Source organism: Enterobacter cloacae complex sp. P6RS (genome assembly GCF_014982245.1).
GTDB lineage: Bacteria > Pseudomonadota > Gammaproteobacteria > Enterobacterales > Enterobacteriaceae > Enterobacter > Enterobacter bugandensis.
In genome coordinates, this window is record NZ_JADCLB010000020.1 from 434,249 (window position 1) to 459,428 (window position 25,180).

Here is a 25,180-nt window from a genome sequence, read left to right on the forward strand (position 1 = left end):
GAAAAACCATGCACCCCCCTACTCCGCTCTCTGCCCTGCGTCAGTGGCTTCAGGAAAACAGCCTCGACGGGATGATCGTTCCGCGCACCGATGCCTGGCAAAGCGAGAATTGCGCGTCGAACGACGAAAAGCTGGCCTGGCTGACAGGCTTTAACGGCTCTGCTGGCGTCGCGCTGGTACTGAGGGATAAAGCGCTGCTGTTCGTCGACGGGCGCTATCAGGTGCAGGCCCGCGTTCAGGTGAATATGGATGAGGTTGAGATCCACCATCTGCACAACGAGCCGCTGGCAGACTGGCTGACGGCCAACGTCGCGGCGGGCACGCGCATCGGTTTTGACCCAATGCTGATGACGAATACCGAGTTTACGCAGCTGTCTGCCACACCGTGCGCGCTCGTGCCGCTGAATGCGTCACCGTTTGACGCTTTATGGGCCGATCGCCCTGCCGCACCGGCGGGGCTTATCCGTGAGATGCCGGTTGCGATAAGCGGTGAAAGCAGCGAAGACAAACGTCAGCGCGTTGCCGCCGTGCTGGCCGCGAACAACGCTGACTACCTGGCCGTTACGCTGCCGGATAACATTGCGTGGCTACTCAACGTGCGCGGCTCAGATATCCCCACCAGTCCGGTACCGCTCTCATTTGCCCTGCTCGGTCGCGACGGCCGCGTTGAGTGGTTTGTTAACGACAATAAGCTCGCAGAACTCCCTGATGCAGTTCTGAACGCCTTCACGATTGCGCCACAGGACACCTTTATTGAACGCTGTCAGCAACTTGCTGAAGGGAAGCGGGTGATGGTTGATGCCGACTCCGCGCCGGTGGCCCTGCGCTTTGCCATTGAACCGCGCGGTGAAATTGTCTGGCGAACCGATCCCATTACCCTCATTAAGGCTACCAAAAACCCGGTCGAGCTGGCAGGGTATCGCGAGTGCCATCTCCAGGACGGCGCCGCGTGGGTCAACTTCCTGGCCTGGCTGAGCCGCGAAGTGCCGCTGCGTGCGGCGGCGGGACAACCGCTAACGGAGCTGGAAGTGCAGGCGCAGCAGCTGGCATTGCGCAAACAGCAGCCCGGTTTTATCGAGCAGAGTTTCGCGACTATTTCCGCCTCTTCGAGCAATGCGGCGATGTGCCACTATCATTCAAGCGAGGCCAGCAACAAGCCCATCGGCCATAACCATTTTTACCTGAACGATTCGGGCGGTCAGTACGCTAACGGCACCACCGATGCCACGCGCACGCTGGCGTGGGGTAATGTCCCCTCGCAGCAGCGTCTGCACTACACCGCCGTGCTGAGAGGCTTCCTGTCGCTGATTACCCTGCAGTTCCCTTCCGGTACGCAGGGGCACCAGCTGGATGCTTTCGCGCGTCGTCCGCTGTGGGAGATGGGGCTGGATTACGATCACGGTACCGGGCACGGCGTGGGCCACCAGCTTCTGATCCACGAAAACCCGCATCGCATCGCCAAAAAGGTCAACCCGTGGCCGCTGGTGGCAGGGAACATCATGACCATTGAACCGGGATACTATCTGGGCGATAGCCACGGTATCCGTATTGAAAACCAGGTGGAGATAGTGGAGAGCCGTCCGGGGTTCTGCAAGTTTGCTTCTCTGACGCTGATCCCGATTGATTTAAGCCAGGTCGAGCTGGATCTGTTGAGCGAGCAGGAAAAGCAGTGGCTGGATGAGTATCATCAGCAGGTACGTGAGGCACTGACGCCGCTGGTGAATAGCGAGGCGCGTTCGTGGCTGGAGGCGGCGACGGCGCCGGTTCGTGTGTAATTTCGTGCGGTCTGATGCCCTCACCCCATCCCTCTCCCGTGGGAGAGGGTGAAAACACTAAAAACGGCAACAAGGTTGCCGTTTTGCATTTACCTGACGCAGAAAAGCAAAAAGCCTGCTTCAAAAGCAGGCTTTTCAAATTTGGCTCCTCTGACTGGACTCGAACCAGTGACATACGGATTAACAGTCCGCCGTTCTACCGACTGAACTACAGAGGAATCGTGTGAACGGGGCGCATATTATCGATGCTCCCCGATGATGTCAAAGGCAGAATGCATATTTCCGATCGTTTGCCGAATTATTCTCCATTTCGCGCAATTGTCAGGCATTTTGTCGCGGATATTTCCACAGCCAGCGCCCGCTGACCATGCGCCAGTAGAACAGCGCCCCGCGTACGGCCCAGTCCAGGAACATCCCCAGCCAGACGCCCACCACGCCCCAGCCCAGCACCACGCCCAGCGTATAGCCCGCCACAACGCGACACCCCCACATGCCAAGCATGGACACCCACATGGCAAAACGGGCATCGCGCGCCCCTTTCAGCCCGGCAGGTAACACCCAGGATGCCGCCCAGATGGGCATAAAGGCGGCGTTGAGCCAGATAAGGATCTTCACCACCTCTTTCACGTCATCTTCGTGGGTATAGAACGCGGCCATCAGCCCGGCAAACGGCGCTGTGCCCCAGGCGATCAGCGTCAGCCCAATCGTCGACAGCCAGAACACATGGCGCAGCTGCCGCTCCGCCTGGCCTATCTGCCCTTTCCCGAGACGTTTACCCGTGATGATGGTTGATGCCGACCCTAGGGCGTTACCCGGCAGGTTAATCAGCGAGGCGATGGAGAAGGCGATAAAGTTACCGGCGATAACGTCGGTGCCCATTCCGGCGACAAACATCTGCGTGAGCAGCTTCCCGCCGTTGAACAACACGGATTCAATGCTCGCGGGAATACCAATCCCCATCACTTCCCAGATAATGGCGAAATTAAAGGGCCGGAAATAGCTCTTAAGCGTAAGACGCAGCGAGGGGGTAATCCCCGTCATCAGCACCCCGATGATGGCCGCCGCACCGATATAGCGTGATATGGTTAATCCCAGCCCGGCCCCGACGAACCCCAGACCATCCCACGAGAACGCGCCGTAGATCAGCACGCTGCTGATGATGATATTCAGGATATTCATTCCACCGTTGATCAACAGCGGGATTTTGGTGTTACCTGCCCCGCGCAGCGCGCCGCTGCCAATCAACGCGATGGCCGCCGCCGGATAGCTTAAGACGGTCATTTCGAGATAGGTCAGCGCCAGTTCCTTCACCTCGTTCGTGGCTTCCCCGGCGACAAAATCGATAATCTCTTTACCGAAATAGTGGATCACCGCCGCCAGAACAATCGAAAAGAGGGTCATGATCATCAGCGACTGACGTGCAGCCTCGCGCGCGCGTTTGGGATCCAGCTTGCCGAGACTAAAGGCCACCACAACCGTCGTCCCGAGATCGATGGCGGCAAAGAATGACATCACCACCATGTTAAAGCTGTCTGCCAGCCCGACCCCCGCCATCGCCTCTTTCCCCAGCCAGCTTACCAGGAAGGTGCTCAGCACTCCCATCAGCAGAACGCAGGTATTTTCCAGGAAAATAGGCACGGCAAGAGGGGTGATTTCACGCCAGAACAGAACACGATAGCTTTTACGTTTTGCGTACCATGGCGTGCGCACGATCGCCTGGCGCAGAGGGGCAGTGACGTTCAAAATGGACCTTAGCGAGAATAGTTGAAACTCCATTTCAAATGATGGGGGAGAAATGCTAATCCTGCAAAGTATTTTCCTGAAAAAGATGTGTGTATTTACAACAAACTGACGACAGAATCGGCAATCAGTCGATTTTCCCTAAGATCAGGTTTGACAAAAGTTTTTTCGCCGCTAAGATAAGCCTCCACAACGATTCCTCTGTAGTTCAGTCGGTAGAACGGCGGACTGTTAATCCGTATGTCACTGGTTCGAGTCCAGTCAGAGGAGCCAAATTTAAAAAGCCTGCTTTGTAGCAGGCTTTTTGCTTTTCTGCGTCGGGTAGAATTGTCGGCTGGTGGCTGCGCCTGACCCGACCTACAAATCAGCGGACCGTTGATCGTCAAATAAAAAAGGCTCCCTGTCACCAGAGAGCCTTTTTCACAATTCGCTGCGATTATTCGCTTTTAGCTTCGGCGTTTTTGATTTCGCCCATCACTTTCAGCTTTTTAGAGATGTCGCGACGCTCTTTGGACAGCTCGGCATTTTTGATGATGTAATCATCAACGCGGTCTTCATAGTCGCTCTTCATGCTGGCGATGATGCCCTGAATAGCTTCAACGCTCATGCCCGGCTTGATGTAGTCGCTAAGGTTGTCGAGCAGCAGAACACGTTTCTGGTTGTCACGGATCTTCTTCTCAACGTCCTGGATTTCACGCTGCAGTTTGTTTTTGCGGCGGAACAGGCGGACGAATTCCAGAACATCCTGGAACGAAGGCTTGATAGTTTCCATTTTTACACCCCTGATAATGTGAGATTCGGATTCGTTAAAGCAACCGTTGTAACAATAACCTTACTGACAGCGGCTGCGAATGACAATGGCTATATCGTTTAAAGCTATCATAACCCCAATTGCTGCTGAATCGAAGCAGCAGGCGTCACATCCGCGTTTTATTTGCGCAGCGCCCGACAAATCAGGTGCGATAGCAGCTCAAGCTGTCGCGCTAGCTCCAGGCTCAGCCAGACATAGCCGTGAATGGGCGTTTCCGCCACGTTATCGCCCTGCCGCTCGTTGATTAACTGCTTCAGTTCCGCCACGATTTCATTGAGCCGCTCGCTGTTCGCCAGCACAGGCTGCGGGTTGCCTTCATAGAGCGCATGGGCGATGGTCAGCAGGGTCTGCTGCGTCATCATCTGCGTCTCTTTGAGGGTCTGGGCGTTAAGCATCAACAGATGGCTGGGACGCGTGGCCCAGTGCGCATTGATTTGCAGTTCAAGCATGCACACCAGATTGCGGCTGACCGTCTGGATAGCTTCGAAAATCGCTTTCTGAATATGGGTCTCTTTACTGGCTGGTACTATCAGGCCGCGCATTTTGACCACGTCGTTGAGGATGGTTTGCAGATGCTTTTCCAGCCGGGGACGCTCAACCAGATTCGGTGAAAACCCCGCCTGGTAAACGCGGTTAAACGCCGTGACGTAGTTAGCCATCTGGATACGCCAGTGCAGAAAAGCCCGCTGCGGCCAGATGCCGGTAAACAGCATGGCGAGCAGCGAGCCCAGAATAACATCCCCGCTTCGCCACATCGCCGTGGTCATATCCCCTGCTGGCGCGCCGACCACGACCGCGAGAGTGATACCAATCAGCAGCGCCTGATAAGGACGTTTGCCCAGCGCCAGCCAGCCGCACAGGAACATGGCGGCACCGCACCATGCCAGCATCACTGGAAATGAGATGAGCTCAAGCTTCAGGGCAATCAGCCCCAGGGCAGAGCCAAGCACGGTGCCACCTATCCGCTCGAAGGCGCGCGGGACAACGTTTCCCCAAAATGAGATTGGCCCCATCACCACCACCAGCGTGATCAGCGGCCACGTTCCTTCCGGTATATCCAGCAACCTGACCAGTACAAAGGTCAACACGAACGCCAGCGCGATGCGACACCCGTGCACCACGCGGTAATGTTTATATAAGCGAATTTCAAAAGGGGTTAATGATTTGTCGGGACGCACACCCGCTCTCCAGCAACACGGCAAATCACAATTGTACTGTGTTTTCAGCCGGGCGGATCGCTCCCGGCTGAAAAACCCTTCATTAAGCAGGCTTAAACCGTTTTGTGCTCAACCGCGATAAACATTTCAATATCCCAGTAGCCGTCCGCGTTGCCATCATTGAGATAGCGCTCAAAGCAGGGCTTAAGCGCCATCTGATATTTATTATCCTGCAGCAGGGAATTAAAGAACTGATACCACGGGGTTGCAAAGTCGTAGTTTTCCACGCGCGCCGTCGCCACGGCATAATCACCGGCCGCGATTTCCGTCATCATCACCCCTTCGCTGTTTTCCGGGATGACGAAATCATCCGGTACGGTAACGGCCGTATCGCAGCGCAGTTTTTCTGCCGGAACCTCATCGGGGTTATCGTAATAGACCGCCACCCACTCCAGCGGCTCAATGTGACGCCCGTCTACCCACATGACCAGCTGTTCAAAACCCTGCTTGACCGTTTTTTCCCACGGCCCAACAAGATGAAAACCCGCAATCTTACGTTTCTGTTGCTGCTTGATGCTGTAGTCCATGCTGCCTCCGATTAGCACTGTATATTTATACACTATAAAGCAGGATTTCTATTATCGGCAAACGAGGAGTGTTTATTATGTGAGCAGACTCGCAACCCTGCCAGTCTGCCCATCAGCGGTTAAAGCGTGTGGTGAAGATAATCGCTCAGGCGTGAGAATACGCCTCCCTTATCAACGGCTTCCAGAGTGACCAGAGGCCAGTGCGCCACGACCTTGTCGCGGTCATAGAGCTGGATCTCCCCGACCCGCTGATGCGCGGCAATCGGTGCTTCCAGCTCTTTTTTATCCAGCACGTATTTGGCTTTGATGTTCGGTACTTCCGCTTTCGGCAGGGCCAGCCAGAAGTCCTGGTCGGTGCCCAGTTTCACCTGTTCTTTATCGCCGTACCAGATACGCTCTGTTCCGACTTTTTTACCGTTATGCAGGATCTGCACCGTATCGAAGTTCTGTTGTCCCCAGTGCAGGAGCTTGCGCGCCTGGTCCTCGCGCCCTTTCGGGCTGTCCGCTCCCATCACCACCGCAATCAAACGACGCTGACCGTCCACCGCGGAGGCAATAAGGTTAAAGCCTGCTCCTGAGGTATGCCCCGTTTTCAGGCCGTCCACGTTCATGGTTTTATCCCACAGCAGGCCGTTACGGTTTTGCTGGGTGATGCCGTTCCAGGTGAGACTCTTTTCGCTGTACATATGATAAAACTCTGGCTCACCGTGAATGATGGCCCGGGAGAGCACGGCCAGGTCATAGGCCGAGCTGTGCTGGCCTGGCGCGTCCAGACCGTGGACGGTTTCAAAGTGAGTATCACGCAGGTTCAGCTTCTGCACGTAGTCGTTCATCATCTTCACAAACTGCGGCTGCCCGCCCGCCACGTGATCGGCCAGCGCCACGCAGGCATCGTTGCCGGAATCGACAATCAGACCGCGGCTTAAGTCACGCACGGTGACGCGATCGCCCTCTTTCAGGAACATCAGCGACGAACCGTCAAAAACCGGGTTGCCCTTTGCCCATGCGTCACGCCCTACGGTGACAATGTCATCCGGCGAAATGCGATGGCTGTCAATGGCCCGATCCACCACATAGCCCGTCATCAGCTTGGTGAGGCTCGCCGGGTTACGTTGCTGATGTTCGTTGCCCGCCGTTAAAATTTGACCAGTCGTGTAATCCATCAGCACCCAGGAGCCAGCCTGAATGGCCGGAGGCTGCGGCGAAAAGTCCAGTGGTTCGGCCGCAAAAGCAGATGAGACACTCGATGCGAGTAAAGAAACAGCAATAAACAGACGGCGTTTCAACGGTATATCCTCAGGTCATTAAAAATCGATGACCTTTTTACGGGACTTCTGATGTCGTTACCTGGCTTAATTGCAAAAAAATGTGACAGAACGCAGGTTTTACGCGGAAGCGGTCTCGCAAATTTGCGACGCGGCGGCGCTTTTTATTCGGTCTGACCCGCACGATCGTTTACCATAGTGACGTCATTTTTTAACAGGATGGTATTACTGGTGTCTGACTCTGCCGCACGCCCGACTTTTTTATTCCACGACTACGAAACCTTTGGCACGCATCCGGCGCTGGACCGACCGGCGCAGTTTGCCGCCATCCGCACCGATGACGAATTCAACATCATTGGCGAGCCTGAGGTCTTTTACTGTAAACCGGCTGATGACTACCTGCCGCAGCCCGGCGCGGTAATGGTCACCGGGATCACGCCGCAGGAAGCACGGGAAAAAGGCGTTAACGAAGCAGAGTTCGCCCGCCGCATCCACGATCTGTTTACCGTGCCTAATACCTGCGTGGTCGGTTACAACAACATCCGCTTCGATGATGAAGTGACGCGCAATATCTTCTATCGCAACTTCTACGATCCGTACGCCTGGAGCTGGCAGAACCGCAATTCACGCTGGGATCTGCTCGACATCATGCGCGCCTGTTATGCCCTGCGCCCTGAAGGCATTAACTGGCCGGAAAATGAGGAAGGGCTGACCAGCTTCCGGCTGGAACACCTGACGCGCGCCAACGGCATCGAGCACAGCAATGCCCACGATGCGATGGCAGACGTTTATGCCACCATTGCCATGGCGAAGCTGGTGAAAACCGCACAGCCCCGGCTGTTTGAATATCTGCTGAGCCACCGAAGCAAGCAGAAGCTCATGACCCTTATCGACGTACCGCAGATGAAGCCCCTGGTGCATATCTCCGGCATGTTTGGCGCCTGGCGCGGCAATACCAGCTGGGTTGCGCCGCTGGCGTGGCACCCGGATAACCGTAATGCGGTTATCATGGTGGACCTGGCGGGCGATATTTCGCCGCTGCTGGAGCTTGACAGCGATACCCTGCGCGAACGGCTTTACACCCCGAAAAATGAACTCGGGGATCTGCCTGCGGTGCCGGTTAAGCTGGTGCACATCAATAAATGTCCGGTGCTGGCGCAGGCGAACACGCTGCGTCCGGAAGATGCCGACAGGCTGGGCATAAACCGTCAGCACTGCCTGGATAACCTGAAAGTGCTTCGCGATAACCCGCAGGTGCGCGAGAAAGTGGTCGCCATCTTCGCCGAGGCGGAGCCGTTCGTGCCGTCCGAAAACGTGGATGCCCAGCTCTACAACGGCTTCTTCAGCGATGCCGACCGCGCAGCCATGAATATTGTTCTGCAAACCGAGCCGCGTAACTTACCTGCGCTGGACATCACCTTCGCCGATAAGCGCATCGAAAAGCTGATGTTTAACTACCGGGCGCGCAATTATCCCGGCACGCTGGATGAAGCAGAACAGGCGCGCTGGCTGCAGCACCGCCGAAACGTGTTTACGCCAGAGTATCTGCAGCATTACGCGCAGGAGCTTGAGTCGTTATACAACCAGCATGAAGGCAACGCAGAAAAACAGATCCTGTTAAAAGCCCTGTTCCAGTACGCGCAAGAGATAGTCTGAAGTGAGATATAAAAAAACCGGAGACCCTTGTCTCCGGTTTTTTTTGAAACGTTAAGACTTAAGCAACGTCTTCGTACTGCGGAACCGGGTTACGGAAGCTCTTCGTAACGCAGGCCAGGTACACCAGACCGATACCTGCCCAAATCAGGCCAAGCACCATCGAGCTCTCTTCCAGGTTAACCCACAGCGCGCCCACGGTCAGGGCACCGCACATCGGCAGGAACAGATACTGGAAGTGATCTTTCAGCATCTTGTTACGCTTTTCACGGATCCAGAACTGAGAGATAACCGACAGGTTAACAAAGGTGAACGCCACCAGCGCACCGAAGTTAATCAGCGCCGTTGCCATCACCAGGTCAAAGTTAATCGCCAGAAGCGCGATCGCACCGACCAGGATAATGTTCATCGCCGGGGTACGCCAGGTTGGATGCACGTAGCCGAAGAAGCTTTTCGGGAATACGCCATCACGACCCATTACGTACATCAGACGCGCAACGCCTGCATGCGCGGCCATACCGGACGCCAGTACGGTGATGGTGGAGAAGATCAGCGCGCCGACCTGGAACGCTTTACCCGCCACATAGAGCATGATTTCCGGCTGAGACGCATCCGGATCCTTGAAGCGCGAGATATCCGGGAAGTACAGCTGCAGGAAATAGGTCGAGAAAATAAAGATCAGACCGCCAATCAGCGCCGTCAGGAAGATGGCACGCGGGATCACGCGCTCTGCATCCTTCGTTTCCTCAGACAGGTTGCTAATCCCGTCGAAACCGGTAAAGGAGAAGCACAGAATCGTCGCCCCGGTAATCATCGGGATCACATGCGCATCACCAGACCAGAACGGTTTGCTGCTCGCCAGGGTGCCCGCGCCTTCGCCGTGGAATACGCCATAGATCACCATGCCAAGAATCACGGCAATCAGGACAACCTGAAGCACAACGATAACGGAGTTAAAGTTGGCAACGGACTTGATGCTGCGCAGGTTAAAGGCCGTCATAAAGGCTACCAGCGCCACGACGAAGATCCACGAGGGAATCGATGGCACCAGCGCTTCAAAATAGATTTTTGCCAGCAGAATGTTGATCATCGGCGCGAACAGGTAGTCGAGCAGCGAAGACCAGCCCACCATAAAGCCAACCGTCGGGCTGATGGATTTCTGGGCATAGGTGTAGGCGGAACCTGCAGACGGATAGCGACGCACCAGTTTACCGTAGCTCAGCGCGGTAAAGAGGATCGCAATCAGCGCAAAGCCGTAAGCCGTCGGCACATGACCGTCAGTGAGGCCCGATACGATACCGAATGTATCGAACAGCGTCATCGGTTGCATATAGGCAAGGCCCATCATAACAACCGGAATCAACGTAAGCGTTTTACGTAATTCCACGCGAGAGGTGTTTGGAGTTGCGTTATGCGACATAGTTATTCTCCTTTACGGTGATAACCGCCACGTAAGCGAAAAATTGCCCCATTTCTTTCTTCCTCAGCGACAACAACTGTCGGATTTTAGTAAATATCTATCCGGTACGAAGCCCGGCCTCTTGGTTTTTAGTTTCGTTTCGTACATGCAAAAAAAAATAACCGACGCCTTTTATATCGTCGATTATTCATTTGGTTGCAGCGGCGGCATTTTGCCCCACATCGGATACAAAAGGCAATACTTTGCAACGCACCGGGTCATTTTCTTTTTTCTAACTGGCTGATTTCTCGGCGCTCCCCTGAGAGTAAACTGCGGCGATAGCACTATTTGCTAAAATTTCGTCCCGCCACCAGGCGCTGGCCAGCCCGGCGGTTTGTTCATTCCAGCCGACCCACACCGATTCGTTACTGCTTTGCGCAAGCACCTGTTTTTCAACAAGCGCACCGCTATCAATAAAGCGCTGCGCCAGGTAGCGCGGTAAATAGCCGCAGCCCAGGCCGCTAATTTGCAGCTCCAGCTTGGTTTTAAAGTCAAAAACGGTAATGGCCTCCTGCTCATCCAGCAGCTGCGAGGAAACCGCACATTCGGGGCGCGAGCTGTCCCCGACTACTATTGCGCGGTACCCCTTAATAACGCGGCGGTTAAGAGGATCAGGCTCCTGAGCCAGCGGATGATGGGGCGCCACGGCAAATACCTGCTCCAGCACGCCCAGGCGGGCAAAACCAAAGTCACTCAACTGGGGAGGCTCGTGCAGGGCACCGACAAAGATGTCCGCCCTGCCCTGGGTTAAAGCCTCCCAGGAGCCGCCCAGCACCCCGTTGATGAAGATCAGCCGGGTGACGCTGTGATGCTGGTAAAACGCTTCAATGAGCGGCGTCAGTAGAGAAAACGGAAAGGTATCATCCACGCCAATCACCAGCTCATTCTCCCATCCCTGATGGAGCTTGACGGCCTGCTTTTCCAGCTCGCGAACGGTATGAAGAACGTCACGGCCTTTTTCCAGCAGCATCTGCCCGGTGCGGGTAAACCGCGCGCGGTGCCCGGAGCGATCGAGGATCTGAATATTGAGGTCGCTTTCCAGTTTTTGAACGGTATAGCTCAGGGCCGAAGGGGTTTTGTAAAGCTTTGCCGAGGCAGCCGCAAAGCTCCCCTCTTTTTCCAGTGCATCCAGAATAATAAGAACATCCAGCAGCGGTTTCATGCTCGCCCCCTTCCGGTGTGCGATTGTCTCCGCTGAGGGTCTTATTCCATGGGCATCACCAGCGGATCGGGATACTGATACTCAAACCCCAGCTCATGGCAAATGCGATTGCCATCAACAATTTTGCCTTTACTTTCGTTCTTTGCCTCACCAAAAACCGGCGGAGCCAACCCAAGCTGGCGTGCCATGAGCGGGTAAAACGTGCTGCGCGCCGGATGAGACGGTGCACATATATTATAGATGTGTCCGCCTTTTGGAGCCTGTAAGAGTAGCTCAATCGCGCCAATAACATCTTCAAGATGCACAAGATTCACGCCATGCTGACCGTCTGGTGCCGTCTTACCGGCAAAGAAGCGCCCCGGATGACGCCCCGGGCCAACCAGCCCCGCCAGACGAACGATATCGACCTGCGTGCCGGGAAGGTTATGCAGCCAGTCTTCCAGCTCTTTCAGGACCTGACCGCTCGCGGTTACGGGACGGCACTCGGAACTCTCTTTCACCACGCCCTCAGCATCGCCATAAACCGACGTCGAGCTGGTAAAAATTATGCGCGGGACGTGATGCGCCAGCGCGCTGTCGACAATCTCCTGCATCGCCTGCAGGTAGAATGATTCGCCCGGGCCACTGCGCCGTGCGGGTAGCGTAATCACCAGCGCATCTACGTTCATCAGCGTGTCCAGATCCTCCGCATCACACACCAGCTCCGGCTCCAGACGCAGTTCAACGCCATCAATACCGCACATGCGTGCCGCTTCGACCCCATCCCGGGTGGTCTTGCTCCCGGTCACCTGCCAGCCTTTCGCGGCTAATGACATCGCCAGCGGCATTCCCAGCCATCCTAAACCGACAATCGCGACCTTTTTCATGCGAATTCTCCTGACTCTCACTCGTCTTTCATAAGGCTACGCCAGCCCGTCAGAACACACAATTCATAGCATCAATATGAAATGAATTAATGATCAAAAAAAGCCCTTGCAATATGTCGTACAACTGGTTTAGGTTAAAAGACATCAAATGAATAAGCATTCATCGAGAATTTATATGACACGCGTTCAATTTAAACACCACCATCATCACCATCATCCTGACTAGTCTTTCAGGCGATGTGTGCTGGAAGACGTTTGGATCTTCCAGTGGTGCATGAACGCATGAAAAAGCCCCCGGAAGATCTTCTTCCGGGGGCTTTTTTTTGGACCAAATTCAGACAGGTTAAAACAGGTTAACGAGGAATAAAGAATGTTAGATAACTCACGTTTACGCATAGCTATTCAAAAATCAGGCCGTTTGAGTGACGATTCACGCGAACTGCTGGCCCGCTGCGGGATCAAAATCAACCTGCACACCCAGCGCCTGATTGCTCTGGCTGAAAACATGCCGATCGACATTCTGCGCGTGCGTGATGACGATATTCCCGGCCTTGTGATGGACGGCGTCGTTGACCTCGGCATCATCGGTGAAAACGTGCTGGAAGAAGAGCTGCTGACCCGCCGCGCGCAGGGTGAAGACCCGCGTTACTTCACCCTGCGTCGTCTGGACTTCGGCGGCTGCCGCCTGTCGCTGGCAACGCCGGTTGATGAAGCGTGGGACGGCCCGGCCGCGCTGAACGGCAAACGTATCGCCACCTCTTACCCTCACCTGTTGAAGCGTTATCTCGACCAGAAAGGCGTGCAGTTTAAATCCTGCCTGCTTAACGGCTCCGTTGAAGTGGCACCGCGTGCGGGTCTGGCGGACGCCATCTGTGACCTCGTCTCCACTGGTGCCACCCTGGAAGCGAACGGGCTACGCGAAGTGGAAGTCATCTACCGCTCTAAAGCGTGCCTGATTCAGCGCGACGGCGAGATGGCCGACGCCAAACAGCAGCTGATCGACAAGCTGCTGACCCGTATTCAGGGCGTGATTCAGGCGCGTGAGTCCAAATACATCATGATGCACGCCCCAACCGAGCGTCTTGATGAAGTGATTGCCCTGCTGCCGGGCGCTGAGCGCCCAACCATCCTGCCGCTGGCGGGCGATCAGCAGCGCGTGGCGATGCACATGGTGAGCAGCGAAACCCTGTTCTGGGAAACCATGGAAAAACTGAAGGCGCTGGGCGCAAGCTCCATCCTGGTGCTGCCAATTGAGAAGATGATGGAGTAATGGCCATGAGCTTTAACACAATCATCGACTGGAATAATTGTAGCGACGAGCAACAGCGCGAGCTGCTGATGCGCCCGGCGATTTCCGCCTCTGAAAGCATCTCCCGCACCGTGGCGGAGATCCTGGATAACGTCAAAGCCCGTGGCGATGACGCCCTGCGTGAATACAGTGCAAAGTTTGATAAGACGGAAGTCGGCGCATTGCAGGTTACGGAGCAGGAAATCATTGATGCCAGTAATCGTCTGGGTGACGACATCAAGCAGGCGATGGCCGTTGCGGTGAAAAACATTGATACCTTCCACACCGCGCAGAAGCTGCAGACCGTGGATGTCGAAACCCTGCCCGGCGTGCGTTGCCAGCAGGTGACGCGCCCGGTTGCGTCAGTGGGACTTTATATCCCTGGTGGTTCAGCGCCGCTGTTTTCGACCGTATTAATGCTCGCCACGCCGGCGCGTATCGCCGGATGCCAGAAAGTAGTGCTGTGCTCTCCGCCACCGATCGCCGATGAGATCCTCTACGCGGCAAAACTCTGCAGCGTGCAGGCGGTGTATAAAGTGGGCGGCGCGCAGGCGATTTCCGCCCTGGCGTTCGGGACGGAGTCCATTCCTAAAGTCGACAAAATCTTTGGCCCGGGAAATGCGTATGTGACCGAAGCCAAGCGCCAGGTCAGCCAGCGTCTCGACGGTGCGGCCATCGATATGCCTGCTGGTCCGTCTGAAGTGCTGGTCATTGCCGACAGCGGCGCAACGCCGGACTTCGTGGCCTCCGACCTGCTTTCACAGGCAGAACACGGCCCGGACTCGCAGGTCATCCTGCTGACGCCGGATGCCGATATGGCGAAACGCGTGGGCGAAGCCGTTGAACGCCAGCTTGCCGACCTGCCCCGCGCCGACACGGCACGTCAGGCGTTAGCGGCCAGCCGCCTGATTGTGGCGCGCGATCTCGAGCAGTGCATCGCCATCTCCAACCAGTACGGCCCGGAGCACCTGATTATTCAGACCCGCAACGCGCGCGATCTGGTCGACAGCATCATCAGCGCGGGCTCGGTGTTCCTCGGCGACTGGTCACCGGAGTCCGCAGGGGATTACGCCTCCGGCACCAACCACGTGCTGCCAACGTATGGCTACACCTCTACCTGTTCCAGCCTCGGCCTGGCGGATTTCCAGAAACGCATGACCGTGCAGGAGCTGTCCCGCGAGGGGTTTGCTTCACTGGCTTCTACTATTGAAACCCTGGCCGCCGCCGAGCGTCTGACCGCCCACAAAAACGCCGTGACGCTGCGCGTTGCCGCCCTGAAGGAGCAAGCATGAACATTGAAGAATTAGCCCGCGAAAATGTCCGCCGCCTGACGCCTTACCAGTCTGCGCGTCGTCTGGGCGGAAACGGGGACGTCTGGCTGAACGCCAACGAATTCCCGACTGCGGTGCAGTTTGAGCTGTCGCAGCAAACGCTGAACCGCTATCCGGAGTGTCAGCCAAAAGCGGTGATTGAAAACTACGCCCAGTACGCGGGTGTGAAGCCGGAGCAGGTACTGGTCAGCCGCGGCGCGGATGAGGGCATTGAACTGCTGATCCGTGCGTTCTGCGAGCCGGGCAAAGACGCGGTGATGTACTGCCAGCCCACGTATGGCATGTACAGCGTCAGCGCCGAAACCTTCGGCGTGGCGTGCCGCAACGTCCAGGCGCTGGAGAACTGGCAGCTCGATTTACAGGGCATTGCCGACAATCTCGACGGCGTGAAGGTCGTCTTCGTCTGCAGCCCAAATAACCCAACCGGGCAGATTATTAACCCGCAGGATATCCGCACCCTGCTGGAGATGACCCGTGGTAAAGCGCTGGTGGTGGCCGACGAGGCCTACATCGAGTTCTGCCCGCAGGCGACGCTGACGGGCTGGCTGGAAGAGTATCCGCATCTCGTTGTGCTGCGCACGTTGTCAAAAGCCTTCGCCCTCGCGGGCCTGCGATGCGGGTTTACGCTGGCGAATAAAGAGGTTATCGACCTGCTGCTGAAAGTGATCGCCCCGTACCCGCTCTCAACGCCGGTTGCCGATATTGCGGCACAGGCGCTGACGCCTCAGGGTATCAACGCGATGCGCGAACGCGTGGCGCAGATCCTGGAGGAACGTCAGTACCTTGTCACCGCGCTGAAAGACATCCCTTGCGTCGAGCAGGTGTTCGACTCGGAAACCAACTACATCCTGGCGCGCTTCACCGCCTCCAGTGCCGTATTTAAATCTTTATGGGATCAGGGCATTATCTTACGAGACCAGAATAAACAACCTTCCCTGAGTGGCTGTTTACGTATCACCGTAGGCACCCGCGCAGAGAGCCAGCGCGTCATTGACGCCCTGAAAGCGGAGAAAGTATGACCCAGAAGATCCTTTTCATCGATCGTGACGGCACCCTTATTTCGGAGCCACCAGCCGATTTCCAGGTCGATCGTTTCGACAAGCTGGCTTTTGAACCGGACGTCATCCCCGTACTGCTTAAGCTTCAGAAAGCGGGCTATAAGCTGGTAATGATTACCAACCAGGACGGTCTGGGTACGGACAGTTTCCCGCAGGCGGACTTTGACGGCCCGCATAACCTGATGATGCAGGTGCTGACCTCTCAGGGCGTGGTATTTGATGAAGTGCTGATTTGCCCGCACATGCCAGCCGACGAGTGCGACTGCCGTAAGCCAAAGGTGAAACTGGTTGAGCGCTATCTGGCCGAAGATATGCTGGATAAAACCAACAGCTACGTCATCGGCGATCGCATCACCGATATTACGCTGGCGGAAAACATGGGCATCGCGGGGCTGCGCTACGATCGTAACGACCTTAACTGGGCAAAGATTGGCGAGCAACTGACAAAACGCGACCGCTATTCCCACGTTGAGCGTAACACCAAAGAGACGCAGATTGATGTAAAGGTATGGCTGGACCGTGAAGGCGGCAGCAAGATCCACACCGGCGTCGGTTTCTTTGACCACATGCTGGACCAGATTGCCACCCACGGTGGTTTCCGCATGGAGATCGCGGTAAAAGGCGACCTTTATATTGACGATCACCACACCGTGGAAGATACCGGCCTGGCGCTGGGTGAAGCCCTGAAGCTGGCGCTCGGCGACAAGCGCGGCATCAACCGTTTCGGCTTCGTCCTGCCGATGGACGAGTGCCTGGCGCGCTGCGCCATGGACATCTCGGGTCGTCCGCACCTGGAATACAAAGCTGATTTCACCTACCAGCGCGTCGGCGATCTTAGCACCGAAATGGTGGAGCACTTCTTCCGTTCCCTGTCCTACACCATGGGACTGACGCTGCACCTGAAAACCAAAGGCAAAAACGATCACCACCGCGTGGAGAGCCTGTTTAAAGCCTTTGGCCGTACGCTTCGCCAGGCGATCCGCGTGGAAGGCGATGCCCTGCCCTCGTCGAAAGGAGTGCTGTAATGAACGTGGTGATTCTGGATACCGGATGCGCCAACCTCAACTCCGTGAAATCGGCCATCGCGCGCCACGGCTATGAGCCGGTGGTGAGCCGCGATCCGGACATTGTATTGCGCGCTGACAAGCTTTTCCTGCCGGGCGTTGGCACCGCACAGGCGGCGATGGACCAGATTCGCGAACGCGATCTGGTCGATTTGATCAAAGCCTGTACCCAGCCGGTGCTGGGGATTTGCCTGGGCATGCAGCTTCTTGGCCGCCGCAGCGAAGAGAGCAACGGCGTTGACCTGCTGGGCATTATCGACGAAGACGTACCGAAAATGACCGACCACGGCCTGCCTCTGCCGCATATGGGCTGGAACCGAGTTTACGCCAAAGCGGGTGACCGGCTGTTTCGCGGCATCGAAGACGGCGCGTACTTTTACTTCGTGCACAGTTACGCCATGCCGGTGAACGTCAATACCATCGCCCAGTGCAATTATGGCGAGGCGTTTACCGCGGCGGTGCAGAAAGACAATTTCTTCGGCGTGCAGTTTCACCCGGAACGCTCTGGCGCCGCGGGCGCGCAGCTGCTGAAAAACTTCCTGGAGATGTGATGATTATTCCCGCGTTAGATTTAATTGACGGCACGGTTGTCCGTCTTCATCAGGGCGATTACGGTCGACAGCGCGACTACGGAAAGGACCCGCTGCCGCGCCTGCAGGATTATGCCGCCCAGGGTGCACAGGTGCTGCATCTGGTGGATTTAACGGGCGCGAAAGATCCGGCGAAGCGCCAGATCCCGCTGCTGAAAAAACTGGTTGCTGGTGTTGACGTGCCCGTGCAGGTCGGCGGCGGCGTGCGCACCGAAGACGACGTGGCGGCTCTGCTGGATGCGGGCGTGGCGCGCGTGGTGGTCGGTTCAACCGCCGTGAAAGAGCCTGAGACGGTGAAGGGCTGGTTCCGCCGCTTTGGCGCCGACGCCCTGGTACTGGCGCTGGACGTGCGCATTGACGAACAGGGTAATAAACAGGTGGCGGTCAGCGGCTGGCAGGAAAATTCCGGCGTAACGCTGGAAGCGCTGGTCGAAACGTATCTCCCTGTGGGCCTGAAGCACGTGCTGTGCACGGACATCTCGCGCGACGGCACGCTGGCGGGTTCCAACGTTTCTTTATATGAAGAAGTTTGCGCCCGTTATCCGCAGGTGGCATTCCAGTCATCTGGCGGCATCGGTGACTTAGCCGATATCGCCGCGCTGCGCGGAACGGGGGTACAGGGCGTGATTGTGGGCCGGGCCCTGCTGGAAGGTAAATTTACGGTGACGGAGGCGATTCAATGCTGGCAAAACGGATAATTCCTTGTCTTGACGTGCGCGATGGTCAGGTTGTGAAAGGCGTGCAGTTCCGCAACCACGAGATCATTGGCGATATCGTCCCGCTGGCAAAACGCTATGCTGATGAAGGCGCTGACGAACTGGTCTTCTATGATATCACCGCCTCCAGCGATGGCCGCGTTGTCGATAAAAGCTGGGTCGCGCGCGTGGCGGAAGTGATTGATATTCCGTTCTGCGTGGCGGGCGGGATTAAGTCTGCTGATGACGCCGCCAAAATTCTCTCTTTTGGCGCCGACAAGATTTCCATCAACTCCCCTGCTCTGGCCGAGCCGGAACTGATTACCCGCCTGGCCGATCGCTTTGGCGTGCAGTGCATAGTGGTAGGGATTGATACCTGGTTCGACGCCGCGACCGGCAAATATCACGTTAACCAATATACCGGCGATGAAAGCCGGACGCGCGTGACGCAGTGGGAAACGCTCGACTGGGTAGAGGAAGTGCAGAAGCGCGGCGCAGGTGAGATTGTGCTGAACATGATGAACCAGGACGGCGTGCGTAACGGTTACGATCTCGAGCAGCTGCAGAAAGTTCGCGCGGTGTGCCACGTTCCGCTGATTGCCTCCGGCGGCGCGGGCACCATGGAACACTTCCTGGAAGCCTTCCGCGATGCAAACGTGGACGGCGCGCTGGCCGCGTCCGTGTTCCACAAACAGATTATCAATATTGGCGAGTTAAAAACGTACCTGGCCGACCAGGGCGTGGAGATCAGGGTATGTTAACAGAGCAACAACAGGCGCAGCTGGACTGGGTAAAAACTGACGGATTACTGCCGGTGGTTGTACAGCATGCCGTCTCAGGCGAAGTGCTGATGCTGGGATACATGAACCAGGACGCGCTGGCAAAAACAATCGACAGCGGCAAAGTGACGTTTTTCTCGCGCACGAAGCAGCGCCTGTGGACCAAAGGGGAAACCTCGGGGCACTTCCTGAACGTGGTCAGCATGACGCCAGACTGCGATAACGACACCCTGCTGGTGCTGGCCAATCCGATCGGACCAACCTGCCATAAGGGCACCAGCAGCTGCTTCGGCGAGGCGAGCCACCAGTGGCTGTTCCTGTATCAGCTTGAGCAACTCCTGGCGGAGCGTAAATCCGCGGATCCTGAGAGCTCCTATACCGCGAAGCTGTATGCCAGCGGGACTAAGCGTATTGCGCAGAAGGTGGGTGAAGAAGGCGTTGAGACGGCGCTGGCCGCGACAGTACATGACCGGGAAGAGTTGACGAATGAAGCGTCGGATTTGATATATCACCTGCTGGTGCTGCTGCAGGATCAGGAACTGGATTTGACGGCGGTGGTAGAGAATCTTCGAAAGCGTCATAAATAAAAAAACCGGGGAATTTCCCCGGTTTTTTTTAATCTGCAAATCAGGCTTTTGGTTTGTAGTTGTGCAATGCGTTACGCGCCAGTACCACACCTGAACCAATCATTCCGCCCAGCAGCACGGCAAGGATCAGAACAATGGCTTTTTTCGGGCTATCGCGACGAACGGGCAGATCCGGCTTCATGACGTAACGGTAGACGTGGATAGTATCCGGGTTTACGTTCAGATTTTGAATGTCCAGCAAGTTTTGCCTGGTCTGATAGTAAGCCGCAGAAAAGACCAGCGGACGAGAGGCTTCGTTTTGAATCATTGATTTCAGCCCCTCGCTTCCCAGCAGGAACATCGTCTCCTGAGTCACATCCTGGGTTTGCTGGAGCTGCGGCGAGGAGATTTTCGCCGCTTCAGCATTTTTCAGCGCCTCAACGATCTGCTTGATACGCAGATCTTTCTGCTCCTGAGCAACCTTCTCCTGGTTTACCAGGGAATCGTTCAGGATTTTAACCTGCTCTTTAATATTGTCCTTAAGGTCAAGGGCAAGTTCTTTAGCCGTTTGCTCATCTATCTGCTGAATGTACTGCGCCAGCTGCTTTTGCGCAGCTTCGGCAGATGTACTGGTATAGGAGACGCTTAAAGGCAGCGTTTGTCCTTTCACAGTAGGCTCAATAGTCAGTTTTTCTGGCACTTCCTGATTGTCCAGCGCCTGCGATAACGCCGAGAAGGAAGAGTTGAAACGGCCAATCGCACGCGTTTGAATATCCAGCATTGAAGGGGCAGCACTGCCATAGAGGATGTTCAATGCATTTGAATAGGTCGCTATTTGGGCGGCATCAGGCTGGGCAATAATCGCGCTTGAGGTCCACTTCTCTTTCGCAACAGAAAGATAACCAATAGCTAGGGCAATAAAAACAACAACAAAGGTTGCTATCATCCACTTCCCACGCCACAGCTGCAGCACTATATCAAGTAAATCAATTTGCTCAGGCTCATTGCTTCGGCTGACCTGGCTATTGTTGTTTTGCGTCATACAATCCCTAACTGATGAAAAAGGGCAAACATAATTATGTTTGCATAGTGTATCTATTGCTGGGGATTTTTCTATAAGAATCCGATGAGTTATATCGGAAAGATGCGTTATGTAACTCGCCTCCCTTCGCGTTATCATAGACACCATGTAATGCGTTATCGCATCTGCAAGAACCTGGGTTTATGAGGGAAGATATGAAATTTCTGGTAACGGGCGCAGCTGGTTTTATCGGTTCTAATGTCAGTAAACGCCTGCTTGAGGCCGGCCATCAGGTTGTCGGTATTGATAACCTGAATGATTACTACGACGTCAATTTGAAGCTGGCGCGTCTTGAACGGCTACAATCGGAGCGTTTCACCTTCCACAAGATGGAATTAGCCGATCGGGAAAGGATGGCTGCGCTTTTCGCCGGTGAGAAGTTTGATCGGGTCATTCATCTGGCCGCACAGGCTGGCGTCCGGTACTCCCTGGAAAATCCGCACGCCTATGCGGATGCCAACTTAATTGGCCATCTCAACGTGCTGGAAGGTTGCCGCCACAATAATATTCAACATTTGCTGTATGCTTCATCCAGCTCAGTATATGGCCTCAACCGCAAAATGCCGTTCTCCACCGACGATTCCGTGGATCATCCGGTCTCGCTTTATGCCGCGACCAAAAAAGCCAATGAGCTGATGTCGCACACCTATTCGCATCTCTACAACCTGCCGACCACCGGACTGCGCTTCTTTACCGTATACGGTCCGTGGGGACGCCCGGACATGGCGCTGTTTAAGTTTACTAAGGCGATGATTGAAGGCAAAAGCATCGATGTCTATAACTACGGCAAGATGAAGCGCGATTTCACCTACATCGATGATATCGCTGAAGCAATTATCCGCCTGCAGGATGTTATTCCCCATCCTGACGTAAACTGGACCGTCGAGACTGGCACACCGGCAACCAGTTCAGCACCTTACCGCGTTTACAACATCGGTAACAGTTCGCCAGTAGAACTGATGGACTACATCACCGCGCTGGAAGAGGCGCTGGGTAAGAAAGCTGAGAAAAATATGTTGCCACTCCAGCCGGGCGACGTCCTGGAAACCAGCGCCGACACGAAAGCGCTCTATGACGTGATCGGTTTCAAACCGCAAACCTCGGTTAAAGACGGCGTGAAGAACTTCGTTGACTGGTACCGCGAGTTTTACAAGGTCTGAAAATAAAAAACCCGGCAAATCAGCCGGGTTTTTTATTTTAACGTAATAGAATTAGTCGCTACCGAACAGATCGCGGGTATAGACTTTGTCAGCGACGTCAGCCAGCTCTTCGGCCATGCGGTTCGAGATGATGACATCCGCTTCCTTCTTAAAAGCATCCAGATCGCGGATCACGCGGGAATTGAAGAACTGATCTTCCTGCATGGCCGGTTCATAAATAATAACTTCAACGCCTTTCGCCTTGATGCGCTTCATGATCCCCTGAATGGAAGAGGCGCGGAAATTATCGGAACCGCTCTTCATGATCAAACGATACACGCCGACCACTTTCGGCTGGCGCGCAAGAATAGAATCGGAGATGAAATCTTTACGCGTACGGTTAGCGTCAACAATCGCCGATATCAGGTTATTCGGCACAGCCTGGTAGTTTGCCAGCAGCTGCTTGGTATCTTTTGGCAGGCAATAACCGCCGTAGCCAAATGACGGGTTGTTGTAGTGGTTACCAATACGCGGGTCGAGGCAAACCCCTTCAATAATCTGGCGGGTGTTAAGCCCAAGACTTTCTGCATAGCTGTCGAGCTCATTGAAGTAAGCGACTCGCATTGCCAGATAGGTATTTGCGAAAAGCTTAATTGCCTCCGCTTCGGTGGAGTCTGTGAACAGCACCGGAATATCTTTCTTCACCGCGCCTTCCTGCAGCAGTGCGGCAAAGCGTTCAGCGCGCTCAGAGCGTTCGCCAATAACGATACGGGAAGGATGCAGGTTATCGTAAAGCGCTCTCCCCTCACGCAGGAACTCAGGCGAGAAGAAAATATTATCGATACCAAACTTTTCTTTTATGGATTTGGTAAAGCCGACAGGAATGGTTGATTTAATAACCATCACCGCATCAGGATTGACCGCAATAACATCTTTGATAACCGCTTCTACGGTTGAGGTGTTGAAGTAGTTGGTTTTTGGATCGTAGTCAGTAGGCGTCGCAATGATGACGTAATCCGCATCGCGGTATGCATCTTCTTTATCTGTCGTGGCGCGGAAATTCAGCGGTTTGTTGCTGAGATAGTCCTGGATTTCTTTGTCGACAATCGGCGATTTCTTCTGATTGAGCATATCCACTTTGGCCTGCACGATATCCAGCGCAACCACTTCATGGTTCTGAGCAATCAGAATGCCGTTAGAAAGACCGACATACCCTGTTCCGGAAATTGTTATTTTCATTCGCTAATGACTTCTTTTAGTTAACTGTATTGATGGCCAGCAGACCATCGCGATAAACATAACTGTTGGGCTTTGTACCTCCTGGCAAACAGCACTGTCAAGGCAAACCAGGAGTAATCACAACGAGGGGAATGAGATTCAGACTACTTCGAATAATGCGCGGCATTTTTGCATAAAAAAACCCGGAGACAGGCTCCGGGTTTGATGAAAGCGAGTAAGTTAACTTATTCCATCCATTCGGTGTGGAACACGCCTTCTTTATCCGTGCGCTTGTAAGTATGCGCGCCGAAATAGTCACGCTGTGCCTGAATCAGGTTGGCAGGCAGAACGGCAGCGCGGTAGCTATCGTAATACGCCACCGCAGCGGAGAAGGTTGGAACCGGGATACCGTTCTGTACAGCGTAGGCAACCACGTCACGCAGCGCCTGCTGGTACTCGTCTGCAATCTTCTTAAAGTACGGTGCCAGCAGAAGGTTAGCGATACCTGCGTTTTCAGCATAGGCATCGGTGATTTTCTGCAGGAACTGCGCACGAATGATGCAACCCGCGCGGAAGATCTTCGCGATCTCGCCGTAGTTCAGGTCCCAGTTATTCTCGTCAGACGCCGCACGCAGCTGTGAGAAGCCCTGCGCGTAGGAGACGATTTTACCCAGGTACAGGGCGCGACGAACTTTCTCGACGAACTCAGCTTTGTCACCGGCTGGTTTAGCCTGTGGGCCTGACAGCACTTTAGAAGCCGCAACGCGCTGCTCTTTCAGAGAAGAGATATAACGCGCAAAGACGGATTCGGTGATCAGAGACAGCGGCTCGCCCAGATCCAGAGAGCTCTGGCTGGTCCATTTACCGGTACCTTTGTTCGCTGCTTCATCCAGAATCACATCAACCAAGTATTTACCTTCTTCATCTTTCTTCGTGAAGATATCTTTGGTGATGTCGATCAGATAGCTGTTAAGCTCGCCTTTATTCCACTCGGTAAAGGTTTCAGCCAGCTCTTCGTTAGAGAGATTCAGGCCGCCTTTCAGCAGGGAGTATGCCTCTGCAATCAGCTGCATATCGCCGTATTCGATGCCGTTGTGCACCATTTTGACATAGTGACCCGCACCGTCCGGACCTATATAGGTCACACAAGGCTCGCCATCTTCAGCAACGGCAGCAATTTTAGTCAGAATTGGCGCAACCAGCTCGTACGCTTCTTTCTGGCCGCCAGGCATAATAGATGGACCTTTCAGCGCGCCCTCTTCTCCGCCGGAAACGCCGGTACCGATGAAGTTGAAGCCTTCAGCGGACAATTCACGGTTACGACGAATGGTGTCCTGGAAGAAAGTGTTACCGCCATCAATGATGATGTCGCCTTTTTCGAGGTAAGGCTTCAGGGAGTCGATAGCTGCATCGGTACCTGCGCCCGCTTTCACCATTAGCAGGATTCGACGAGGCGTTTCCAGAGACTCAACGAACTCTTTCACCGTATAGAAAGGAACCAGCTTCTTGCCTGGGTTCTCGGCAATCACTTCTTCAGTCTTATCACGGGAGCGGTTGAAAACGGAGACGGTATAACCACGGCTTTCGATGTTGAGCGCCAGGTTGCGCCCCATCACTGCCATACCGACAACGCCGATCTGTTGCTTGGACATTACATACTCCTGTCAGGTGTGGTCACTGCGATTCATTACGCAGGTAATTGTTGTCATGATGTTAACCTATTTTAGACGCTTTTGAATAGCATTATTCTAGATTTATTTCTTAATAGACATTGTTAAATTTGAGGAATGTTAATTTTATTAATTAAGCATTTCTTAACTTCAATTTCTTTATCAACTTAAAAATAAATAGGTTATCGAAAAAAAGCAAAAAATTAACGCCAATGTAAAAGCAACA

At 54.8% G+C, this 25,180-nt stretch carries 24 protein-coding genes, 2 tRNA genes and 1 other annotated feature; of the genes, 13 read left to right on the forward strand and 13 right to left on the reverse strand.

Annotated features, from left to right (window positions below):
• The first annotated feature begins 8 nt into the window (after positions 1 to 8).
• Positions 9 to 1,775: an aminopeptidase P family protein gene (locus tag INF73_RS15805; protein WP_193542026.1), complete on the forward strand. Its 1,767-nt coding sequence runs from the start codon at positions 9 to 11 to the stop codon at positions 1,773 to 1,775.
• Positions 1,776 to 1,917: 142 nt separating this feature from the next.
• On the opposite strand, the gene INF73_RS15810 is transcribed toward INF73_RS15805, so the two are convergent.
• Together INF73_RS15810 and emmdR are read right to left on the reverse strand one after the other, a co-directional pair.
• A tRNA-Asn gene (locus INF73_RS15810) sits at positions 1,918 to 1,993 on the reverse strand.
• A 103-nt stretch (positions 1,994 to 2,096) separates the two neighbouring features.
• Complete coding sequence (emmdR, locus tag INF73_RS15815; protein WP_120266864.1) at positions 2,097 to 3,551, reverse strand: multidrug efflux MATE transporter EmmdR; 1,455 nt, start codon at positions 3,549 to 3,551, stop codon at positions 2,097 to 2,099.
• A 161-nt stretch (positions 3,552 to 3,712) separates the two neighbouring features.
• On the opposite strand from emmdR, the gene INF73_RS15820 reads away from it, so the two are divergent.
• Positions 3,713 to 3,788, forward strand: a tRNA-Asn gene (locus tag INF73_RS15820).
• Between the two features lie 163 nt (positions 3,789 to 3,951).
• Here the strand turns inward: INF73_RS15820 and INF73_RS15825 are convergent.
• From INF73_RS15825 to dacD, 4 genes are all read right to left on the reverse strand, one after another.
• Positions 3,952 to 4,287, reverse strand: a complete 336-nt coding sequence (locus INF73_RS15825) for a DUF496 family protein (RefSeq protein WP_028013754.1) — start codon at positions 4,285 to 4,287, stop codon at positions 3,952 to 3,954.
• 158 nt (positions 4,288 to 4,445) lie between these two features.
• Positions 4,446 to 5,504 (reverse strand): FUSC family protein, encoded by a 1,059-nt coding sequence (locus INF73_RS15830; protein WP_028013755.1) that lies wholly within the window; start codon positions 5,502 to 5,504, stop codon positions 4,446 to 4,448.
• Positions 5,505 to 5,596: 92 nt separating this feature from the next.
• Entirely contained in the window at positions 5,597 to 6,070 is a 474-nt protein-coding gene (sbmC, locus tag INF73_RS15835) for a DNA gyrase inhibitor SbmC (RefSeq protein WP_028013756.1), read from the reverse strand.
• A gap of 119 nt (positions 6,071 to 6,189) precedes the next feature.
• Positions 6,190 to 7,356: a serine-type D-Ala-D-Ala carboxypeptidase DacD gene (gene dacD, locus INF73_RS15840; RefSeq protein ID WP_028013757.1), complete on the reverse strand. Its 1,167-nt coding sequence runs from the start codon at positions 7,354 to 7,356 to the stop codon at positions 6,190 to 6,192.
• A gap of 198 nt (positions 7,357 to 7,554) precedes the next feature.
• Between dacD and sbcB the strand changes: the two genes are divergently transcribed.
• Entirely contained in the window at positions 7,555 to 8,991 is a 1,437-nt protein-coding gene (gene sbcB, locus INF73_RS15845; RefSeq protein WP_370567540.1) for an exodeoxyribonuclease I, read from the forward strand.
• Positions 8,992 to 9,049: 58 nt separating this feature from the next.
• Here sbcB and plaP read toward each other — a convergent pair whose 3' ends face one another.
• The 4 genes from plaP to INF73_RS15865 form a co-directional block, all read right to left on the reverse strand.
• Entirely contained in the window at positions 9,050 to 10,408 is a 1,359-nt protein-coding gene (gene plaP / locus INF73_RS15850; RefSeq protein WP_193542024.1) for a putrescine/proton symporter PlaP, read from the reverse strand.
• Positions 10,398 to 10,460 (reverse strand): membrane protein YoeI, encoded by a 63-nt coding sequence (yoeI, locus tag INF73_RS15855; protein WP_099458931.1) that lies wholly within the window; start codon positions 10,458 to 10,460, stop codon positions 10,398 to 10,400. Before yoeI ends, plaP begins: the two co-directional genes overlap by 11 nt.
• Positions 10,461 to 10,679: 219 nt before the next feature.
• Positions 10,680 to 11,609 (reverse strand): LysR substrate-binding domain-containing protein, encoded by a 930-nt coding sequence (locus INF73_RS15860; protein WP_049137393.1) that lies wholly within the window; start codon positions 11,607 to 11,609, stop codon positions 10,680 to 10,682.
• Between the two features lie 41 nt (positions 11,610 to 11,650).
• Positions 11,651 to 12,475, reverse strand: a complete 825-nt coding sequence (locus INF73_RS15865; protein ID WP_193542021.1) for an SDR family oxidoreductase — start codon at positions 12,473 to 12,475, stop codon at positions 11,651 to 11,653.
• A 175-nt stretch (positions 12,476 to 12,650) separates the two neighbouring features.
• Between INF73_RS15865 and hisL the strand changes: the two genes are divergently transcribed.
• From hisL to hisIE, 9 genes are all read left to right on the forward strand, one after another.
• Positions 12,651 to 12,701, forward strand: a complete 51-nt coding sequence (gene hisL / locus INF73_RS15870) for a his operon leader peptide (protein ID WP_001364200.1) — start codon at positions 12,651 to 12,653, stop codon at positions 12,699 to 12,701.
• Positions 12,677 to 12,800, forward strand: a sequence feature (His leader region). It overlaps the preceding gene by 25 nt.
• Positions 12,801 to 12,845: 45 nt before the next feature.
• Positions 12,846 to 13,745 (forward strand): ATP phosphoribosyltransferase, encoded by a 900-nt coding sequence (gene hisG / locus INF73_RS15875; protein ID WP_000886595.1) that lies wholly within the window; start codon positions 12,846 to 12,848, stop codon positions 13,743 to 13,745.
• A 5-nt stretch (positions 13,746 to 13,750) separates the two neighbouring features.
• Positions 13,751 to 15,055 (forward strand): histidinol dehydrogenase, encoded by a 1,305-nt coding sequence (gene hisD, locus INF73_RS15880; RefSeq protein WP_193542019.1) that lies wholly within the window; start codon positions 13,751 to 13,753, stop codon positions 15,053 to 15,055.
• A complete protein-coding gene (gene hisC, locus INF73_RS15885; protein ID WP_028013763.1) occupies positions 15,052 to 16,113 on the forward strand; it encodes a histidinol-phosphate transaminase in 1,062 nt (353 codons plus the stop codon). The genes hisD and hisC overlap by 4 nt, the downstream gene beginning before the upstream one ends.
• Positions 16,110 to 17,177: a bifunctional histidinol-phosphatase/imidazoleglycerol-phosphate dehydratase HisB gene (hisB, locus tag INF73_RS15890; protein WP_028013764.1), complete on the forward strand. Its 1,068-nt coding sequence runs from the start codon at positions 16,110 to 16,112 to the stop codon at positions 17,175 to 17,177. The genes hisC and hisB overlap by 4 nt, the downstream gene beginning before the upstream one ends.
• Positions 17,177 to 17,767, forward strand: a complete 591-nt coding sequence (hisH, locus tag INF73_RS15895; RefSeq protein ID WP_192987625.1) for an imidazole glycerol phosphate synthase subunit HisH — start codon at positions 17,177 to 17,179, stop codon at positions 17,765 to 17,767. Before hisB ends, hisH begins: the two co-directional genes overlap by 1 nt.
• On the forward strand, positions 17,767 to 18,504 hold the full coding sequence (gene hisA / locus INF73_RS15900) for a 1-(5-phosphoribosyl)-5-[(5-phosphoribosylamino)methylideneamino]imidazole-4-carboxamide isomerase (RefSeq protein ID WP_193542017.1): 738 nt from the start codon (positions 17,767 to 17,769) through the stop codon (positions 18,502 to 18,504). Before hisH ends, hisA begins: the two co-directional genes overlap by 1 nt.
• Positions 18,486 to 19,262 (forward strand): imidazole glycerol phosphate synthase subunit HisF, encoded by a 777-nt coding sequence (hisF, locus tag INF73_RS15905; protein WP_193542015.1) that lies wholly within the window; start codon positions 18,486 to 18,488, stop codon positions 19,260 to 19,262. Before hisA ends, hisF begins: the two co-directional genes overlap by 19 nt.
• Positions 19,256 to 19,867: a bifunctional phosphoribosyl-AMP cyclohydrolase/phosphoribosyl-ATP diphosphatase HisIE gene (gene hisIE, locus INF73_RS15910; protein ID WP_193542013.1), complete on the forward strand. Its 612-nt coding sequence runs from the start codon at positions 19,256 to 19,258 to the stop codon at positions 19,865 to 19,867. Before hisF ends, hisIE begins: the two co-directional genes overlap by 7 nt.
• Before the next feature lie 40 nt (positions 19,868 to 19,907).
• Here hisIE and wzzB read toward each other — a convergent pair whose 3' ends face one another.
• Entirely contained in the window at positions 19,908 to 20,888 is a 981-nt protein-coding gene (gene wzzB / locus INF73_RS15915; RefSeq protein WP_193542011.1) for an LPS O-antigen chain length determinant protein WzzB, read from the reverse strand.
• Positions 20,889 to 21,082: 194 nt separating this feature from the next.
• Here wzzB and INF73_RS15920 point away from each other — a divergent pair, with 194 nt between their 5' ends.
• Positions 21,083 to 22,087, forward strand: a complete 1,005-nt coding sequence (locus tag INF73_RS15920; protein ID WP_193542009.1) for an NAD-dependent epimerase — start codon at positions 21,083 to 21,085, stop codon at positions 22,085 to 22,087.
• Between the two features lie 51 nt (positions 22,088 to 22,138).
• Here INF73_RS15920 and ugd read toward each other — a convergent pair whose 3' ends face one another.
• Complete coding sequence (gene ugd / locus INF73_RS15925) at positions 22,139 to 23,305, reverse strand: UDP-glucose 6-dehydrogenase (RefSeq protein WP_041909161.1); 1,167 nt, start codon at positions 23,303 to 23,305, stop codon at positions 22,139 to 22,141.
• Positions 23,306 to 23,529: 224 nt separating this feature from the next.
• Positions 23,530 to 24,936, reverse strand: coding sequence for an NADP-dependent phosphogluconate dehydrogenase (gene gndA, locus INF73_RS15930; protein ID WP_028013772.1), 1,407 nt, complete (start codon positions 24,934 to 24,936; stop codon positions 23,530 to 23,532).
• Positions 24,937 to 25,180: the final 244 nt, after the last annotated feature.